Raw genomic sequence first — 18,443 nt, 5'->3', positions numbered from 1 at the left:
ATATGATCGGAGCGACCAGAGTGGTGTAATACATGCAAAAGTAGAAAATTCACTAAATAGAGCAAACCAGGCATCCGTCGCGCAGATGGCTTTCATCCTCCGCCTCCAGCCCCCCCAGCGTTTCAACCAAGGCCAGATTTTTTCGCTTCGATCGTTTTCGCGCTTGGGAAATGTCCCAGTCGGACTTGATCTTGGCAACACGCTCGGGAAGGGCCAGCTCTCGCAGCGATTCACTTTGGCACCAATAGAACTGGTCGCCAAACTGCACCGATTTTTCCTCATATTCCATAGCTAGCGAAAACAGCTCGGGATGGGTTTCCAGGAGACGCACCCATTCGATCTTCTGCTGGTAAAAGCAGAAGTAGCACCCCGATCTTGACCGGCCCCAATCCATGTAGGGTGGAAGACCCAGGCCGGAATCCTCGAGAATCTGAATGATGTCTGCCCGAACGAGGCCGTCATCTTGGAAAGGGTAAACAGCCAAAATATTCGACTTCGTGCTGATGTAACCGGTACGGTTCTCGTCAGCTCTCAACCCGACATAGTTGATGACGGGACCGTCGCCGACATATGCTTCGAAGGGTTTGAGCTTCAGCATTTTCGTGCACCACCGGCGATGGTTCGATGGCAGCATGCCACGGTAGACGGAAAGCCAGTGATCGAAGCTGTCAACCGGGGTCGTGCGGACAATCGGCTTGCCAAGGATCGCTTCGAGCCTCGCGATATAGTCGTATGTCTCCGGCAGCTCCTTATCCGTGTCGTGGAAAATATACTCGATCTCGGGCACGCGATCGCGCAGGTAGATCGCGAGCGCCGCGCTGTCCTTTCCCCCGCTAAGGCTGAGGATGTGGCGAGGCGTCTTGCCACCGAACGTTGATGCGATGTCGGAATCATAAAGCTTCATTTTTTGAACTTACCTGCAAGATCCGCGCGGTCAGATGGTGCTGCAGCGGCATTCGGTTGGGTCTTTTCCAGTTCCAGCCAAAGCAAATTGGTCAGGAACTGGATCCGCTTCGCGTCCCCTTGGGGAAGGCTGGCAGCCAGTGCATCGAGCAAGGGCTGATCTTTGACAGAAAGTTTGATGTTCTGGAGCACCCGGACCAGATCCTGTCCGTCCCCCCGCGTCAAGTTCAGCCGGATAGCGTCGACGGCTGGCCGATCATCACTACCGCTGAAAGCGGCCGCTTCCACTTTTGCGAAGAGTTCCGCCAAAGCGCCGATCTCTTCTCCGAAGCGAACCTCATCGCCGGGCATCCAGCGGCTTGGGGGGCGAGCAACAACGAAGCTTGCAAGCGCCTCCGCCCAGGCGTCGTCAGACAGTCCAGGGTCTCGCAGTCGCAGCGCAAATGCACGCAGCCGCGGTTCGCGAGCAGCCAATGACACCCTGGAAGCGCGTCCGGCTAGATCAGCCCGATGGAATGCTCCGCCTTCCAGGCCGGACGCTTCGGCGACCCTCAGCACAATGCGCTCCAGCAGTTGAGTGTACGCGCCTTGGAGATCGTTGACCGCTGAATTCAGGTTGATGACGAACCTTTCGGCATCGGCGTACTCGCCACCACCGTCGGCGTCGAAGGGCTCCAGGCCACAAGCCTTGGGAAGATCCTGAAACAGCAGGGTTGCCGGCTCGCGCGCTGCCATCAAGGCTTCGCGAACGGCGAGCGCCATCGGCGACAGGGTTTTTGATTTGCGCGTGTATTCCGGTAGTTTCGCCGCGAACTGGCACAGTTCCTGGACAACATCCAGAAGAACCGGCCGGCGATCCTGAATGCCCTTGGCAAATGCCTCGGCAAGCCTCGAAAAGACCTCGGAGCGCACGCCTTCCACGCTGCAGTACTGAATCTCAAAGGAGGCCGCTGCCTTTGAAAGGCGCAGGAATTCATGCGCGCCAAAACGGGCTAGGAATGTGCCCTCTTCATAGACTGCGAGCTCGTGGCTGTGGATTTTCAGGACAAGGGCCAGGAGCAAGGGAGCCAGCCCGTCTCGAACGCCGTAGGGCTCATTCTTTAGTTCGTGGAAAATTGACGGAACGGAAATGCGGTGCCCCTTGCCGCCTTTGATCAATGCAATGATCTTTGACAAGGCGGGCTTCAGGATCAGCGGATCGTGGTCCGTATCCGGCTCGACAAGGTCGAAACGACCGCCCTTTTCGACATGGATGCCACCGGCTTGCAGGACTGAAAGATACATCGATTTTTCAGGCGGCGCCTTATCCGTCTCAATTCCCAGCAGTGGTTTGTCACTGGCACCAAAGATGCCTTCTATCAACCGCATCCGCGCAGAGGCGGCTGCGCTGCTGAGTATATTCCGGTTGATCAGTTCGTTGGCAATTCTGGGCGCCAGCGGGAACATCCCGTCGCATAGCTTGGAAAGGGCGTTGGAGAGCGTCCCTTCGATCTTTACGACCTCGCCGCGGTTCCACCATTCGACCCTACCGGCGCCACGCCGTGACAGCCCTGACATCGCAACAAATTGTGACGATAGCAGTCTCTTGGCCTCGTGCAACTGGCGCGAAACCTCGGCCGCAGCAAACTCATCGTGCAACAATTCCGGCGTATGATCTTCGATCCACTGCCATCGCTTTACCTCGGCGAGTTCCTGTCCCAGGCTCGCCAAGGGTTGAAGCACGCCAACGATAATGTTGCCTTCCATCTTCGATGGGTCGGATTGAAGGCTATCCAAAGCAACCTGCCGGTGATCATCGGTATCGGCAAGGACCAAGAGGACGAGCCCGTCCGCATTCGTCGCTTTCAGAAGGGATTTTTCGACGGCCTCGGCCTGCACGTGGCGAACTTCGAAAAACCGCATCGTGCCCGATTCAATGTAGTGTCTGCGCGCCAGAATGGGCGACGTATCGAGGAACTGCGCGATCTGCCCACTGACATTGTCTACCTCCAGAACTGCACGTTTGGCATTTTGCATGGCGGCATGAAGATTGACGCTCGAGTTGGGCCACAGGCGATAACCACCCCGTTCCCCTCGTTTGAAAAGCAGGCCGCGCGATGTCAGGTCCTTCAATGCGTCATTCACGGCAGACGCGGCTTGGTTTGAGAAGCAGGCCTTGAGCGACCGTTCGTTGGCAACCAGATCGTCAGCGTCAAGGAGATTGAGGATGCCAACAGCCTTCAGCACCTTGACCTGCAGAGCGTCGATTTCCGCGGCTGTGTCGATGGTCGAGACGATCCGGAGCCAATGGCTCTGGTAGCTGGCGCCGGAGAGCCGGTGCCCAAACGAAGCGCGGACATAGTCATAGAAATCGGCAAGATCGTACCATCCGTCGCCGATGGCGGTCTGTTCGGCAAAGGCTTGCAGTCCAAACGGCTCAGATGAGAGCAAGAAACCGAACAGTGACCGTTCGTGCTGCCCGAACCGTGCGAAAAATCTCACGAGCGGGGGCAGGAGAGTAGGGTGGAGTGGGTAGAGTTGCGCCGCGTCAAGATTTGCAATGCCGCTCGTCGCACCACCCAGCCAGCCCATAGAGCCGGCGGCGTTGGCGGCTTCCCTTGCCTCGGCCGCAATCCTTGGTGGGAACAAAGTCGACGCGCTTCCAAGGGCGCCAGCTATCAGGGCCGCCGTATGGGCTAGGGGCTGGTCGAAAACAATTTCTTCGAATCGTCCCGCCACTTTGTCCCACTCGTGGCGAACGGCAGCGGGCAGGCGCTCGGCATAGGCCTGAAAACCCTGATGCAGAATCCCGAGCAGCAGGAATGGCTGATCGTTGCTTCTCGACGCCAGTTCCGCCAGCCGTTGCAAGGCGAAAACATCTTGTCCGTCTGGGTTTTGCGCCGCGTATTCGAGAAGTTTCCCAAGCTCGTCAACGATAAGGACGATGCCCGTTCCATCGTTGAGCGCCTTTGTGCGAAGGGCCTCCAAAAGGCGCTCCAACGATCGAGCCGTGGAGGCTTTCCGGCAGTCTTCCAGCGCCTTGTCGATGGCCTCCCATCCGGCCGGGTTGGTTCCCCGCCTGAACTCGACGTTTTCGCGGATACCGCGTGCGATGGCGTCGACAATCCCCTCGCGGCTGCCGGTGATCAAGATCGGCCAAAGCGGCCGCCGGCTGGATTGCTCCTCCGTCCATCCGATCGAGTCGGCAATCCTTGCCGTATCGTTGCCTGCAGAGTGCGCAAGCAAATGGGCGAGCACGAGTGCGAAGGATGACTTCCCGACACCATAGTCGCCGGTGACGCGCCAGGCTCGTCGGCTTGACCCATCGCACAGCCCATCGGTGATCCGAAGCAATGCCGCCGCCATCGCCGGGGTGACGATGTAATTTTCCAATGCCCGGGTGTCGTGAAAATCCTTCTCCAGCTGCGCTGAGCGAAGAAAGCGCGCCGGGACGTTCAGGAACTCGGAGATTGTCCGTCGCGCCTTAAGCATGGAAAAGGTCCTCTTCATAAATGTCGGCGAGGGTGGGTCGTATTCCCACTTGTCGCGTCAGCAGACCTTGAACTGCCGATGGCTGATAGTTGAAACCACGATTGCCCGCCTGCGAGATATCCTCAAGCCGGCTGCGTACTTCCTCCTCCGCGAGTTTGAACACTTGTCCGGGTGAACAGGGAGCGGAGGCGACCGATCGTAACACCAACGTCTTTTCGTCCGGACTGACCCGATCCCAGTAATCCAGTACGCAATATTCGAACATGCGCGAGGTGATTTCAGGTTTTGCTTCACGTCGGAAGGAATAGACGGTTTCCCAGCGACCGGCTTCGCCCTTGCGTTCGCCCGTTGGAATGAGAAGGTTGAGATCCACAAGTGGCCCGTCCAGGGAATCCTCAACCCCGATTTTCCCGCTCTTGTTCGTATAGTAGGTGTGAACGAAGACATCGAGATGCTGGGCAAGCGTCACTTCGGAGTGCTTGTGACCGAGTTTCGTCGACTGACGCTTGAACGCCTCCAGCGCTTCTGACCGCGTGAACTCGGGATATGGCCATTGCCCGACCATGTAGTGCCACGCGAACAAGGCCGAGCTGGTCCTGGAGGAGACGTTCCAATGCAACAGCCAGAGTGTGCGCTCATCCTCCAGGAATGGATCAAACCCCTCGGGCCCAAGGACCGAATGCCCAAATTCCGTCAAGGCGTGGCACTTCAACCCGTCTGGCGACGCAATCCCCATGACGTCGACCCAGAAGCGCAGCGACCGTACCATATTCTTGCCGATGCCAAGTTCGACCATCGCAAGATCTTCATCAAAGAAAATCGCGGGATTTGCAGCAATGGCGCGATATGCCTTTGGAAGCCAAGCATATCGGCACGCAAAGGATTCATGGCCCGAAAAGCGAAATGCGATTGCCGTCGGGGTGAGGGCTACAGCGTCATTCATAGTCTTGTCCTGCCATGGCATTTCGGACATCGTTCACGGCCGCGACAATTTCAAGGGCGGCGTTTTCAATGTCACTTTCAGATGTAAAACGTCCCAACCCGATGCGTAGAGCACCGTCCTGCAACCCATCCGCCAACCCCATCGCACGCAGAACATGGGAAGGGCTCTGGGCGCCAGACATGCAGGCCGCTCCCGTCGAAATCGCCACTTTCTTTCGGAGGCGACTTAGGATCAGATCGTTGGGTGTGCCGGGGACCGACACGTGCAGATTGTGAGCCAAACGGTTTTGCTTGTCGCCATTCACAACCAGATCCGGAATTTGTCGGAGAAGCTCTGCCTGCAACCGGTCACGCATATCGGCGATCCTGTGCGTTTCGATCGCGCCTTCAGATTGCATGATCCGGCAGGCTTCGCCCATTCCTGCGATTCCGGGCACGTTGGGTGTCGCATCATGGGTCGCACCCAATCCGTAAACCCGACCAGCGTCATAGACACCGGAGACCAGCGCGCCCACCCCTTTCGGCCCGTAAATCTTGTGGCCGCTGAATATGAGGTAGTCGATGTCGGCGCCGATACCACCCAAACCGATACGTCCTGCGGCCTGTGTGGCGTCTACAAGGATTGCGGCATCATGGCTGTGGACGAGGGAGATTATCTCTTCGAGAGGGTAGATCGTTCCGACCTCGTTGTTTGCAGCCATCACACAGACAAGATCGGCTCCACTTTGCAAGGCAGCGAGAAGGCTCCCGGAACTTATACGCGCCTGCTGATCGACGTCGATCCAGGTGACGACGGCAATACCGAGCCGTTCAGCAAGCCTCACTGTGTCGATCAGGGCCTGATGTTCGACACGGGTGAGGGCGATGTGCAACGGTGAAGCACGAGCCGGACCGATGGCATGGGATATTGCGAGCCTGATGGCCTCCGTTGAGCCCGAGGTGAAAAATACATTGGCTGGGTCCGAGCCGACTAGCTCTGCAACATTGCTCTTTGCGTTTTCCACGATCGTCGCCGCGGCCTCGCCAAAGGTATGATCGATGCTATTGGCGTTGCCAAAGGTGGATACCATCATATTGAATACGATTTCAGCGACACGAATATCGACGGGGGTTGTCGCATGATGATCGAGATAAATCGGCGTCTTTACGGCCGACGCCGTTGCGAAAGATAGGCGGGATTCAGTCATGAATCACCGCCCGCACGTCTCCTGCTTTCGAGCCCGGAGCCCGGTTGACGTGGACTTCTATGTCGCAGCCAAGCGCTGTAAGCCAGCAAAAGAGCTTGTCGACTGTGACTCCGACATTGCGGCCTTTCAGAACCTTCGAGAGCGTCGGCTGATCCGTCGCGCAAATTCGCGCCGCATCGATCTGACTGAGCTTGCGGGAGGAAAGCGTATCGGCCAACGCCACGGCAAGGGTCGATCGGAGCGCCCGCCCGGATTTGTTCGGTGAATGGGGCGGCGGCTTGCCAAAGCTGGTATCTTGACTATCCGTCACGCGTTGCCCGTATGGTCTGATTCGATGAAGCCATCTTATGGCAAAAAAACCATAGGTATAGAGCTCACGTTTGGGTTGCGGATGTTTTGAACCGAATTCTGGTCGGTTCGACCTGGGAGCAGATCGATGCCGGCGGCACAGGGACGAAGACGCAATGACCGACAATAATACGCTTCGCTTCTACGAAGAAAACGCCGTCGATTACGCGCGATCTACGTCGGGCCGTTCAATGGACGATGCTCTCGTGCGTTTCTCAAAGCTGGTCGTTCCCGGCGGCTCGGTGATTGATCTTGGCTGCGGTAGTGGTCGTGATTTGTCAGCGATGCTGGGGCTCGGTTTCAGACCGGTGGGCCTCGACCTTTCGCGACAGCTTGCAGTGATTGCGGCGAAAGCCTCCGCATGTCCGGTGGTCGTTGGCGACATGACCCAAGCTCCTTTTGCGGGCTGTTCGTTCGAGGCTGCATGGGCCTCGGCCTCCTTGCTCCATTTACGGCCTGACGAGTTGCCTTTGGCGCTGGCCGAAGTGGCACGCATTCTCAGACCGCCCGGTGTCTTCTTTAGCTCTGTAAAAGCAGGTCAGGGCAGTCATCGGGATACGGACGGTCGGCTCTTTTCCTATTACGAGGAAGATGAGTGGCGGGATCGGATCGAAAGCGCAGGATTCGCCGTGTTGGAGCTGCGCACCGGGCGGCGCGATAAGACCCGCCTCGGAAACGACGGGTGGATTAGCTGCATTGCGAAGCGCAAAGGGTTTTCAAAAGAGAAGCGGAAATGAAAATAATCGCTTTCACCGCGGGATTCCTTTGTCTTCCAGGGGCAATGTTCGCTCAAACCGGCGAGACACCAACTGGTAATGCTCCGGTCGCGACGCCTGTGCAAGCGCAAGCGGTCGAGAAAACCGTACAGGATGCCGGCATGCCGTCACCAGCGCCGGTCGGATCAAAGGAGCCCGTTGATCAGCCGGCCGCCGCGCAAATCGAAAGGACAGCCAGCGCTCCATGGTGGGATAAACTGCTTCAGCCGGGGGTAGCAGCGCTCGCGGGTCTGGGTGGGGCATTAATTGGAGCGCTGGTTGGCCGTTGGAACAACGTTGCTGCGATCAACCAGAAAGCCAATGAGCAGGAGATCAGGGAAATCCAGGTGAGGCTGAACGACTTCTATGGGCGATTCCAGCAGGTGGCTGAAGAAAACCAGCTGATTGCACGGGAATTCAAGGCCCATCACAGCGACCCTAGCATGCGAACTCTGTTGAAACTCGTGGACCCTGCGTGGCGCGCCTCGCTGTCTCCGTCCGACAAGGCGATCGTCAAAGGCCTCGTCGACAACGGAAACATGTTGCGCACTCTCATCCGCGAGAAATCTGGTTTGGTCGATCCCGCTATCTTACCCTATCTCTCGCGCGCAGCCCTACATTTTTCGATGCTGGATCTTGCCCATTCGGGGCAATTGGAGAATGAGCCCGATCGCTTCGAAAAATTCGTCTACCCACGCGCATTGGACGATGTGCTCGCCCTTGAAATGAGCCGGCTGAAGAGCCGAATACGCGAACTTGTTCAAGACAGCAGTAGGGCACATGCTCCGTTAAAAGCGTTGTACATCCCGGCAAATCTCGCGCTTGCAGAGTGGATTTAGCGTTGCCGGTTTGCCGCCGCGGCGGCGCTTGCCATTGTTCCAGATTGTTCCAGATGCAGTATTGACGCCGTGGCGCCCGCAATGTAGCGTTTGGGAACAATCTGGAACAATGAAATGCTCGACACTTTTACAGCTTCCAAGACCAGAGCCAAAGACGGCGCCGTTTGGGTTCTTGCCTTTCGTCATCCGTTGAAACCTGACCCCAGGGGCAAGCTCGGGCGCAAGATGCGCCGCAGCACCGGCACAGCGGATGAAGCCCGCGCTCAGATCCTTGTCGAGCAAATGAATGCACTCCTGAGCGATGAGGGCTGGTTCGACACCTCACGCCAGAGCGAAGCTTCCAAGACTTTTGACGAAGTCGTCGTGCGGGCCTTTTACGATGATCTGACGACGCCAACGGACCGTTCGTTCGACATCCGTGAATCGCGCTTGCCGCTGCCGACGAAATCCCAAGGCTATGCGAGGGTCCTCCTTGTTGGATCGACAGGCGCCGGCAAGACGTCGCTTTTACGCCAACTTATCGGATCCGACCCCAAAACTGATCGGTTCCCGTCCACCTCCGCATCACGCACGACCATTTCCGATATCGAGGTCGTCACCGGTTCGGAGGACGCCGGTTACTCCTGTGTTGCGACGTTCTTCAGCGAATGGACGGTTCAAACGTTGGTGCATGAATGCGTGGCGGACGCCTGCGCCAGCCTTTGGGATACTGTATCCAACGAGAAGATTGCGGAGCGGCTGCTCCAGCACCGGGATATGCGTTTTCGCCTGAGTTACATCCTTGGCGGATGGGGACGTCTTGAAACTGAAGGCGCAGACGAGCTTGATGGCTTCGACGACGATGGTCCCGATTTTGATTCCGCCGGCGAACTCACGCCCACAGACGTCGAGGTCGATGCAATGCAGGCCGTACTGCGCGGCTATGTTGAGCGGATCAGGGCACTTTCAGATGAGGCGAAAGCGACAATCCTTGCCAGTTCGGATTTCGACGGCAGGGAAGCGCGTGAGGATGCGCAGGATCGCTTCGAGGAAGCCGTCCAGATGCTACCCGACTTCGATGAGCTCGTTGGTGATATCATGGACGAGATCCGCAAGCGGTTCGACACGATCACCGAGGGCTTATCTCGGCGACCTGGGGGCTGGCCGGAAGCCTGGACGTTCCTGTCGAGCAAGCGTGACGAGTTCATTCCCACCATCAGGCGCCTGTCCAGCAACTATGCCCCCTCTTACGGCACGCTCCTGACTCCGCTAGTTGACGGCATTCGCGTCAAGGGACCCTTTCAGGCACCGGTCCGATCAAGCAGCCGGAAATTTGTGCTGTTCGACGGGGAGGGGGTTGGCCATACAAAAGATTCGGCGGCTGGGATATCGTCCCACGTTACGGGTCGTTTTGAAGACGTCGACGTGATCTTGCTTGTCGATAGCGCCAAGGCGCCCATGCTTGAGGGGCCGACCTCGCTATTGAGGGCAGTCGCTGCAAGCGGGTACCACCAAAAGCTGGCGATCGCCTTCAGCCATTTCGACGGCCTGAAACGTCAGGCGAACCTGCCGACCGCTGCCGCGAGGCAAGCGCACGTCATGGCATCCGTGACACAAGCGTTGGGAAGTCTCCGTGACGTCGTCGGAGCGCCACTTGTTCGTGCTCTTGAGCGCGATATTGACGATCGGTGCTTCATGCTCAGCTACCTCGATCGAAGCATTAGTGACGCGAACCCGGCGCCGGCAAAAGAGCTTCGCCGCTTGATAGAATTCCTTGCATCGAAAGGTGCGGAGCAGGCGACACCAACAAAGGCAGAGCCGGCCTATAATTTGGCGCGCCTGCACTTTTCAATTCAGGGTGCTGTCAACGAGTTTCATGGTCGTTGGGACGCCATTCTCGGGTTCGGTGGCACGCCCGGGGTCAGACGAGCCCACTGGGGAGAAATCAAAGCGCTCAACCGCCGCGTTGTCCTTCGGCAGGAAAACTGCGAGTACAAAGCCGCGAACCTTATGCCTGCCGCAGACCTGGTCGCCCGTCTCGCGGAGAAGATCACCCGCTACCTCGACACGCCGCACAAATGGAACGGTCCCGCTCCGAGTGACGAAGATGCGGTGGCAATTCTGTCTCGAATTCAGCGCGAGGTTTACGCCAAGCTCAAGCTGCTCGCGGCACGTCGTTTAATCGACGATCGACACGAGCGTTGGGTTGCTGCCTTTCATCTAAGGGGGCGTGGCTCGACGTTTGAGCGAGCCCGGGCGATCCAAGGAATTTTCTTGGAAGGCTCGCCCCTGCTGGGGCCAGACCTTAGCTCGACGTCGGCGGAATTTTTGGAAGAGGTCCAGACCGTTGTCCATGATGCCGTTCGCAATTCCGGCGGCACGCTGACCAGTGGCATTATCTGATCGAGCTCAGGCTGGGCGAAGGGAATCCAACATGGCAAAGACAGCGTTAGACGCCAGCGTTGATAAAGGCGGCCTCATGCGCAATACGGACATCCAAGGGGAACTTCATGGTTTGCCTCCGGATGTGTGTCACGATATCCTTGCGACCATCCGCCATGAGCGGCAATGTCAGTCCACGGCAAGGATTGTGTTGATCGTCGCTATGTTGCTACTCGTGAGTTGCGTATTACTCTTCCTGACAGTCGCGTCGTTGCTGACGTGTTTCCTGTCGGTTCTTGTCCTTCTGGCCCTTTCGCATTTTGTCTTGGCGTCCCTACACGGCAAAGAGGCATCGACAAACTGGACCAATATCATCGGCCAGATCCGATGGTTTCGGAGCTCAGACACCGATTAAACGCCCCAATAGTGCGCCAAGATACTGACCGTCTTGAAGTAGCAGCGGTGGGGCTAAGTACCTGCTCTACCTACATAGTCTGCTCGAAAGCGAACAAAAAACTTGCTGGTCGCCGATCCGAATCCCATCAAGGCGATCACGTTGCGTGGGTCGCTTGCGTGCGCTTCGGATCCTTTCCACTTGGTTCAAGGTGGCCAACATCATAGCGCTCGACCTCTGCCGTCAGCGCAAGGTCGTCTTGCCAAACTCCATTTCGTAACCCGCGCGCGCCTGAGATTCGGCGTTACTCTTTGACGCGATTCCGGTCGCGACACTCGCCCCGCGCGGATGCGGATCTACAAATCTCAATGTTCAAAGCCATGGCCGAGCAGCAGCATTTTGGCAGCGCAGCCGCCAGGATTGAATATCGCGCAGCCTTGTTGAGCGGGGCGGTCCATCTTCACCGTCTCGGCCACTTCCGCCCTCGCAGTCAGGAAAACCTTTCAATAAATGCATCGGCCCTGAACCTGCTGTCGACGCTATTAACTAGGATACAATCTACATCGACCCCCATCGCTAACGCCTTTGGTGAAGTGGAATAAGGCACAGGCCAAGCGCACTTGGAACAGCAGTAAGTGCCCGACAGCCATTAGGGAAGGATACCTTTAACGAGTCCGCTGAATAGCGGGCTTGCCTGCGTAAGCGAATATGCAAAGAACGCAAACAACACCTTGACGACAATCGATTCAAGCATTGCGATCGTAGAGAAAAGAGCCCCGCGTGTATTGTCATATCCGTATGAGAGCTTCAACGCGGTCCTGCAGCTGAAAGCGATAGCAAAATAGATTCGCAAGGCATTTTTCACAATAATGCCTCGGTCCGCGCCCACCGATCTAAGCTGTGTCCAGTAGGCCGCCGCAAAAACCAATATAACGATTGTGGCCCAAGCGACCACTCTCAGTGGCCGCAAACCATATCCCCATACAATTCGAGATGCCCAGCTCGATATCCAGTCGACACCCACTTGTTTACTTTCAACAAACATTCGAACCCGGTAGGACGCATCATTCTCTAGCGGCAGCTCGTGCGCCTTCTCGAAGGCACGTCGAAAATCCTCCCAAGCGCTCGGGGGAGATATCTGAAATCGCGGCGCGTCCGCGCGCCAGACTTTCCACCATGTCGGTTTTCGTAGCCATTGATCGCTGGAAACGGAAAGCGCGCCGTAAAACCGTGAACTCGTTAGGAGAAGATAGGAATGCTTGCACGTTTCGTTCGCCAAGGAAGCATCATCCATGACGAGATCACTATAGAAAACGCTCCAGACCGCTTGGAGCTTGCATACGCTGCTACCATCGAGCCTGACGGGCTCTTTGAGAACGGCCTTTATGAAGGTGAGGTGATCGATTTCGGAATTCTGTATGTGAAGCTCTCCCTCAAACTGCGTACCGAAGACCCCTCCGATCTCCAATTGGCCGAGCTTGGCGCCGCTGATGATGATCTGATCCTGAACGACCCCGCCGTCGAATTTCAAGCTCTTCCCTTTAATGGTGGAAAACGAAACCGGACCACGAAAGATCGTCGAACCGAAATACATCCGATAAAAGGAGGCGCCATCTAGGCGGAGCTTTGCGTTAAACTCGGTCCGCCGGAATGGCCCGAGCGACGCTTTGCCCCAGATCGAACCCAAAAAAGAGGCGTCCATTCGGAAATCGGCTTCTGCAAACGAGACGTCACTTTGGAATTCGGCCAAGACAAAGTCGGCATAACGCTGAAAAACGGCTTCCTGAAAGTCCACTGTCGACCAGAACCGTACGATTTGTCCTATGCCGACCCCCATTTCGACGTTACCTTGAAAACGGGCCTTCCGGAATGAGGCTAGGTTAAACCAAGATGTGGCGGGCGCGGAAAGCCTCTCGGCAAATTCCGCCTCATCGGCTCGAAACTCACCCCAAAACTGGGACTGTTTCAGCAGAACCGACCTTTGAAAGGTTGAACCTTGCAGATCGACCCTGCAAAGAAAATTGACGTAGCCTACTTCGACAGCTCCCGAAACTGTGCTTTCTCGAATGGAAACCGCGATCGGCAACAACATATTGCGATGGCGAGCGGTATGACCAATTGGCTGGACAATGTCCGTCTCACCTAGCGCAATGTCGCCAACGATCAGACTCTTAACGATATTCAAGCTCCTCGTCTTTTCACAACCCCCGGACCGGGCCGAATAACCAAGAAGCGCCTTCGCTAGGTCTGCTCCCTGGATCGTCCTACCCTTGATCTCAACGCCAGCGTCAATGGCTTCTAGCAGTTCGCCAACAGTGATGGGGATCGGTGTTCCCGAGACTGAGTTTTCAAGCGTCGCCGCCCGGCACGCGCAAGCCAATGCAATAAAAGGAATGAGTGTTACGAACACGAGGCGACGAACTGCCAGGATCATCATTTGAATTCGCCCCCGTCGGAACAAACAAATCTCTCTCATTTTTCCACGGCAACCAGCCGCAGCGGCCACTCCATGTCCAGCATGCTCGGGGAAAACCAGCTGGCGCCCCGTCAGCGCGATGAGGTCAAAGTTAGGCTGTGTCGACTTGCGCTTTTTGAGAGGAAGTGCGCCTTGACTTCGGGAGCCAAGCCACCGGCTCCAAAGAACCCTTCGATCTTCTGCCAGAGTTTCAGGTGTTTGGTGGCGCAGCGTGCTGACGAGCAATTGAACCACAATGTCGTGTCGCCGCCGCCACTCAACGGTATGGTTTTCACAGCCTTCAGATATCCTTCGACGACGTCTGGCTCCGGGTTGTGATGCTCACCATCACCACAAAAAATGTAGTGGCTGGCGCGGATGCTCTCGACGAATTTCTTTGAATAGCTGTTGTCCGCGCCATGATGGGGCACTTTCAGCACGTCGACTTCGAAAGGTTTGTTGTCTCCGATTAACTTCGCCGCAGTCAGATATTCGAGCAGGCTTTCGTCGCCGGCGTCTCCTGTCAGAAGAATTCGGCGGCCGTTCTCCTCGACGAGAAGCACGAGGGAGGCGAGGTTCGGGGGAGTGACATCCTTTTCGATCGCGAGCGCCAATTCCTGTGCTCGGCGGGCGACGTCCATGGGTGACAATCCGGAGCGAAGGTCTTCGACATCCCGGCGATGCCGATTGCGCAGAGTTTCGACGTAATCTTTCTTTTTCTTCAGCCAGTCGACCCAATCTTTGCGCAGCTCATCGAGCTGTACCTTCGTTGGGCCCAGCACGGTAATGGTCATAGAGCCTAACGCAATCGGCTTTTTCGGACGCGCGACCATGAATTTCCCAGCAAAGTCTGGGTTGAGCGGTATGCTCAACTGATCGTCTCCGATCCGCCAATTGACTTCGATGGCGTCGCCGACGCTGAGCGCGAGCATCTCGACGCGCTCTGCATTCCTCACCATTTCCGGGGTACCCAACCCGGCGGCATTGAGGCCAGCCATCGCGTTGGCACTGGCCGCAAGTGCGCTACCCAGTTGCACGCTTTCAGACTTGCTGATGTCGTCGAGGAAGGCATTGTGCCAGAGCGCTCGAATCGCCGGCGGCCTGGGCATCGCGGGCTGTTTGAACTTCTTGCCCTTGAGCCGCATGTGGTCGAAGGCTCGCCACTTCATCTCGTCATCAAGCATCCGGAGCACGCCACCGATATGGTCGCGGTCGATGTGTGAGACATAAACGACGTCGATTTCCTTTTGCGCCGCCCTGAGTTCGGAGAGTGGGGTCGCGATGAATTCGTCATAGGCGTCCGGTAGGCCGGCATCGGCCAACAGACGCCGGTCATCGCTCGAGGTCAGTAACAGGCAGTCGCCGCTGGCGGCAGGGAAAACTTCGATCTGCATCAACTTTTGCCCTTCATTCGCTTCTGAACACTGTCGGTCAGGTCATCCACGGGCTGGACCATTCTCACCACCTCCCGCAGGCACGCGCCCGGATCAATGACACCGAAACCAGAGCCGTTTTGCCATTCGTAGCCGGAACCCGGAAGCGGTTGTGAAGTGCGTTGGATGACCCCACCGATCTGGGCGGCAGTGAGTTGCGGGTTTAGCGAGAGCATCAGCCCGGCAACGCCCGAGACATAGGGGCTTGCCATACTGGTACCTGTCATTTCAATCCACTTGTTTTGCGAATCGAAACCGCAGGCCGCGACGATCCCAGTGCCCGGCGCCGCAATCTCTGGCTTCATCCTCCCATCGCGGGTCGGCCCTTGGCTCGAGGACGCGTTGAGCAGTTCCCGCGCCTCATCGAGATTGGCTACGCCGATGACCCGCGGACCGCATGCCAACGAACTCAGCGTCGAATGGTCGACGAAGGTATCCGGTCCAAAGAACGAGGGTAACCGCCACTGCGTGCGTACCCGACCGCGTGACGGGTCGTCCCGCTCGATCCACGCATCGTAGGCTCCGTTACGCACCACCTTGCCGGTAAGCCGCACCTTCCAGCCGCCGGCTGTAATCCCCACGATTGGCTCGCCCATATAGGGACTGAGATAGATCGAAATACGGTTATCCCCATTTTTGGGGTCACTCAGGACGTTGTAGATCGAAACGACTGTGCGATCGGCCAGCAGCAGGTTCTCCACCCTCTGGCCGGGAGAGACCGGCCCGATGCGAATGCCGTTAGGGGTAAAGAGCTCAACGTCGAATTCATCCTGTGCGCTGTACCAGACTTCGAGCTCATTCTCGGAAACGTCTTCGACACCGTTGCCAACCACGAGCCATTCCAGATCGCGCCGCAGCGCCGCCGCTGGGATTCGACCGCTGGAATGCACCCGCCCAGACCAGATGCCGGTATCGCCTTCGAATTCCAGCGCATCCTGTCCGGAGTTCCCGGCCGCGACGCAAATCGACCGGCCCGGCTCGGTCATCGATGCGTCGATCCAGCGTGAAAGAAGCTCCGAGCCATCGTGTGCGCCGCCATTGGTGCCGAGGCTGATATTGATCGAAATCGCCTCGATATCCTTGTCAGCCTCCGCCAACGCGAAGAGATACGCCAGACCGTCGACAAGGCAGGTCGTGTCGTAGAACGATTTGCGACGATCGTTGTCAGCGTCGGGGAGCGACAGGAGAACAGCGGCGATCTTTGCCCTTTTGCAGAGACCGGAGCGGCCCGCAGCGATGCTTGCAACATGGGTTGCATGAGAACCGCGGATTTGCTGTGACTGCGGCGCAAGATCGTAGAGTGATACCCGCGCCGCCTTGGCTTCTTTCAGCGCAAAGGCGATGTGCTCGGCCGTGATTTCAGACCCGCGGCTTTGGGCTTTGCTTGCCTTCCCCTCGCTGACGGCGAGTTGCGGTGGGTCGAAAGCATCACCGCCTTGATCCCAGATGCGGATGATACGTGAATTGCCGGCATCGTCCATGAAGTCTTCGTGGGCGAAATCAATGCCACCTACGTCGATTATCCCGATTAACACGTTCTTGCCAATGTCATCGATCGTTCGGTTCTTGCCGGCGACGCCGACTGTGCCGCTATTGTAGAGAACGTAGCGGTCGGCGGATGGTTGGCTGGGGGTGTTGGCGCCAATCTGAGGGTCCGGCGCCCGCAGCGTCTCGGCGAGCTCGATGGATTGCACCACGGGATCCGAGTCGAGCTTTTGGAGGTCCGCGATGCTTACGGTGGCTGTGCCGACACGGCCGTTGCGGCGTGTGACAAGATCAGGAGATTTAGCGCTCTCACGATTCAGAAGGACAAAGACGCTGACCTCGACATCCTTTGGTAGGTCCTTCTGTTTCGGGCCGCGGGCGATTGCTGCGATCTCATGCTTCAGTTGCTTGATGCTGTCGTCGGTCGTCAAGCTGACGATATCAGGCACTTTCAGTTTCTGCGCCGCCGGTTTGAGCCGCACGGCACCGTTCTGCTGCGCGCGCACCGCGTTCACGTTAGAATCGCCGTTTGCCACGCAACGCAGACGACTGTTTAGTTTGCGCATCCGATCAAGTGGATTGGCCATCTCAGCTCAAGGTCCTTTTTCAATCCGAGGATTTTACTGCGACAAGTACTTTCTGAAGTGGACACACAGTTCTAGAAATCGGCCCATCGGCGCCATGAGATACTGAAGTCGCACGTGAGCGTTTGTGGCGCGTGACGCTTCAATCCGTTGGCAAATCACTCCACACGAACCAAGCGAGCTAGTTCAACCGGGTAGGCAGATTGAACTGCGTCGGACTGAGGTCCAGTTTCTGTTCAAAAACCTTGAGATCGGTAGGCTCCAGCACCATGCCACCTGAAACATCGCCTCCCTGCGGAAGGGCGCTACCTTGGATGTCTGAAAAGCTGGGAATCTTATTCTCCGGCCAATCGTCTATAGCGTCGAGCTGGATGCGCTTCGGTTCAAGGACAACACCAAGTGAATTCGGATCTAGCCGATATGCTGACGTCGCGAAAATCTCGCGGGTATTCGCAGCGTTACTTTCAATGCTTTCAATCGAGGCGGAGACCGTTCCGGTCGGCAGAACGTCGAGCGTTGCCCCGTCCGACGTCTTGAGATTACGAGCGATTGCATTGAATTTTCCAACTGCGACAGCCAAAGTTTCTGGATTTTCGAGATTAACGCCCGGTGTGGCAACCGTCGCCGTGACAACTATGGGAACTGAAGTGCATAGACTGCCGGTGGGTCCAGCGTGGCACTGCAGTTCGTTCACGACCTTTGTTTCCAGAGTCCAGTCTGGTCCGTACGTCGCGACCGCCCAGTACATTGCCTTTGCTTTCCATTCCGCCACTCCGTTGGCCCGCATGCCATAGTAGAAGTTCCGGTGCGTGTCGTGAGCTGTGCGATTTTGCTTCGTGCAAAAATAATCATGAATGATGGATGCCTTCAGATAAGGCCCTTCGAATGGCCCTCCAATAATCGACCAGAAGGCCTGTGGAATAGATGCGCCATCTACTTTTTCACCGGCGGGAACGTCCCATTTGAGGCCATTCGGGTCATCGAAGCTGAAGTTGTTTGACAATTCAAATAAGGGTCGCGGATCAGCGTCTATGAACTGACCCGACGGTCCGCTCGAGAAATTGCCGAAGAACTCAGCCGCGTTGATTTCGATCGCGCTGCAACAAAGGAGAGCCGCGGCCAATAGTACGCGCTTAAAGGAACTGTCCGAACTACCGCTTTTAGCTAAAAGGTCACGTTGCATGTTTGAAACCCTCCCCAGTCTCAGCTCCGCAAAGTCCGAGCATGTCCCCCCAGAAAATAACCCATGATTGCAAATTCTATCGATGGCGTCAAAGAGCGTCAGG

General features: G+C 57.0%; 13 protein-coding genes. 4 read left to right on the top strand and 9 right to left on the bottom strand.

The features are described 5' to 3' along the window. Positions 1 to 52: 52 nt before the first annotated feature. The 5 genes from BS629_RS05255 to BS629_RS05235 are packed head-to-tail and all read right to left on the bottom strand — an operon-like array spanning position 53 to position 6,813. The gene (locus BS629_RS05255) at positions 53 to 904 is read right to left on the bottom strand and encodes a phosphoadenosine phosphosulfate reductase family protein (protein ID WP_077988040.1); all 852 of its coding nucleotides are present in this window, start codon (positions 902 to 904) and stop codon (positions 53 to 55) included. Next, positions 901 to 4,374, bottom strand: coding sequence for a hypothetical protein (locus tag BS629_RS05250; protein WP_077988039.1), 3,474 nt, complete (start codon positions 4,372 to 4,374; stop codon positions 901 to 903). Before BS629_RS05250 ends, BS629_RS05255 begins: the two co-directional genes overlap by 4 nt. After that, positions 4,367 to 5,317 carry a DUF4007 family protein gene (locus BS629_RS05245; RefSeq protein ID WP_077988038.1) on the bottom strand — a complete coding sequence of 317 codons (951 nt, stop codon included), beginning with the start codon at positions 5,315 to 5,317 and terminating at the stop codon, positions 4,367 to 4,369. Before BS629_RS05245 ends, BS629_RS05250 begins: the two co-directional genes overlap by 8 nt. Then, on the bottom strand, positions 5,310 to 6,503 hold the full coding sequence (locus tag BS629_RS05240; protein WP_077988037.1) for a cysteine desulfurase family protein: 1,194 nt from the start codon (positions 6,501 to 6,503) through the stop codon (positions 5,310 to 5,312). The genes BS629_RS05245 and BS629_RS05240 overlap by 8 nt, the downstream gene beginning before the upstream one ends. Then, positions 6,496 to 6,813 carry a helix-turn-helix domain-containing protein gene (locus BS629_RS05235; RefSeq protein WP_158081449.1) on the bottom strand — a complete coding sequence of 106 codons (318 nt, stop codon included), beginning with the start codon at positions 6,811 to 6,813 and terminating at the stop codon, positions 6,496 to 6,498. The genes BS629_RS05240 and BS629_RS05235 overlap by 8 nt, the downstream gene beginning before the upstream one ends. Before the next feature lie 154 nt (positions 6,814 to 6,967). On the opposite strand from BS629_RS05235, the gene BS629_RS05230 reads away from it, so the two are divergent. From BS629_RS05230 to BS629_RS05215, 4 genes are all read left to right on the top strand, one after another. Next, entirely contained in the window at positions 6,968 to 7,588 is a 621-nt protein-coding gene (locus BS629_RS05230; RefSeq protein ID WP_077988035.1) for a class I SAM-dependent DNA methyltransferase, read from the top strand. Beyond that, positions 7,585 to 8,445, top strand: coding sequence for a hypothetical protein (locus BS629_RS05225; RefSeq protein WP_077988034.1), 861 nt, complete (start codon positions 7,585 to 7,587; stop codon positions 8,443 to 8,445). Before BS629_RS05230 ends, BS629_RS05225 begins: the two co-directional genes overlap by 4 nt. Positions 8,446 to 8,559: 114 nt before the next feature. Then, the gene (locus tag BS629_RS05220; protein ID WP_077988033.1) at positions 8,560 to 10,827 is read left to right on the top strand and encodes a P-loop NTPase family protein; all 2,268 of its coding nucleotides are present in this window, start codon (positions 8,560 to 8,562) and stop codon (positions 10,825 to 10,827) included. Positions 10,828 to 10,858: 31 nt separating this feature from the next. After that, positions 10,859 to 11,221, top strand: a complete 363-nt coding sequence (locus BS629_RS05215; protein ID WP_077988032.1) for a hypothetical protein — start codon at positions 10,859 to 10,861, stop codon at positions 11,219 to 11,221. A 628-nt stretch (positions 11,222 to 11,849) separates the two neighbouring features. On the opposite strand, the gene BS629_RS05210 is transcribed toward BS629_RS05215, so the two are convergent. From BS629_RS05210 to BS629_RS05195, 4 genes are all read right to left on the bottom strand, one after another. Continuing rightward, positions 11,850 to 13,637, bottom strand: coding sequence for a pentapeptide repeat-containing protein (locus BS629_RS05210; protein WP_077988031.1), 1,788 nt, complete (start codon positions 13,635 to 13,637; stop codon positions 11,850 to 11,852). A gap of 110 nt (positions 13,638 to 13,747) precedes the next feature. Next, complete coding sequence (locus BS629_RS05205) at positions 13,748 to 15,049, bottom strand: MBL fold metallo-hydrolase (protein ID WP_077988030.1); 1,302 nt, start codon at positions 15,047 to 15,049, stop codon at positions 13,748 to 13,750. Next, positions 15,049 to 17,160, bottom strand: coding sequence for a S8 family serine peptidase (locus tag BS629_RS05200; RefSeq protein WP_077988029.1), 2,112 nt, complete (start codon positions 17,158 to 17,160; stop codon positions 15,049 to 15,051). Before BS629_RS05200 ends, BS629_RS05205 begins: the two co-directional genes overlap by 1 nt. Before the next feature lie 178 nt (positions 17,161 to 17,338). Continuing rightward, complete coding sequence (locus BS629_RS05195) at positions 17,339 to 18,340, bottom strand: DUF1353 domain-containing protein (RefSeq protein WP_077988050.1); 1,002 nt, start codon at positions 18,338 to 18,340, stop codon at positions 17,339 to 17,341. Positions 18,341 to 18,443 lie beyond the last annotated feature (103 nt).

The organism is Rhizobium leguminosarum bv. viciae USDA 2370 (assembly GCF_002008365.1).
Lineage (GTDB): Bacteria > Pseudomonadota > Alphaproteobacteria > Rhizobiales > Rhizobiaceae > Rhizobium > Rhizobium leguminosarum.
This window is presented reverse-complemented; position numbering and strand designations above follow the sequence as displayed.